The sequence below is a fragment of the Mesorhizobium sp. M7D.F.Ca.US.004.03.1.1 genome (assembly GCF_003998635.1).
Classification (GTDB): domain Bacteria; phylum Pseudomonadota; class Alphaproteobacteria; order Rhizobiales; family Rhizobiaceae; genus Mesorhizobium; species Mesorhizobium loti.
In genome coordinates this window covers 1-945 of sequence record NZ_RZQG01001453.1, presented here as the reverse complement: position 1 = coordinate 945, position 945 = coordinate 1, and the positions used below count along the sequence as shown (strand labels likewise).

The window sequence follows — 945 nt, the reverse complement described above, 5'->3', positions numbered from 1 at the left end:
CCTATGAAGAGACCGACGACCAGCAGACCGCGATCGACTCGGTGCGGGACGATCTTGCCGCCGGCAAGCCGATGGACCGGCTGATCTGCGGCGATGTCGGTTTCGGCAAGACCGAAGTGGCGCTGCGCGCCGCCTTCATCGCGGCGATGGAGGGTTTTCAGGTCGCGGTGGTGGTGCCGACGACGCTGTTGTCGCGCCAGCATTTCAAGACATTCTCACAGCGCTTTTCTGGCCTGCCGATCCGCGTCGGCCAGGCATCGCGGCTGGTCGGCGCCAAGGAGCTGGCCGAAACCAAGAAGGGCATCGCCGAAGGGCAGGTCGATATCGTTATCGGCACCCACGCGCTGCTTGGTTCCGCGATCTCGTTCAAGAATCTCGGCCTTTTGATCATCGACGAGGAGCAGCATTTTGGCGTCAAGCACAAGGAACGGCTGAAGGATCTGAAGACCGACGTGCACGTGCTGACGCTGTCGGCGACGCCGATCCCGCGCACGCTGCAACTGGCGCTGACTGGAGTGCGCGAACTGTCGCTGATCGCCACGCCGCCGGTCGACCGCATGGCGGTGCGCACCTTCATCTCGCCCTTCGATCCGCTTGTCATTCGCGAGACGCTGCTGCGCGAGCGCTATCGCGGCGGGCATTCCTTCTATGTCGTTCCGCGTATCAGCGATCTGGCGGAAATCCATGATTTCCTGAGAGAATCCGTGCCTGAGCTGAAGGTGGCGGTGGCCCATGGCCAGATGCCGCCGGGTGAACTCGACGACATCATGAATGCCTTCTACGACGGCCAGTACGATGTGCTGCTGTCGACAACGATCGTCGAATCCGGGCTCGACATCCCGACCGCCAACACGCTGATCATCCATCGCGCCGACATGTTCGGCCTGTCGCAGCTCTACCAGCTGCGCGGCCGCGTCGGCCGCTCGAAGGTGCGCGCCTATGCGC

General features: G+C 63.2%; 1 protein-coding gene. It reads left to right on the top strand.

The window, feature by feature from the left end:
- On the top strand, positions 1-945 hold a 945-nt coding region (locus tag EN935_RS37885), incomplete at both ends, for a DEAD/DEAH box helicase (RefSeq protein WP_127374333.1).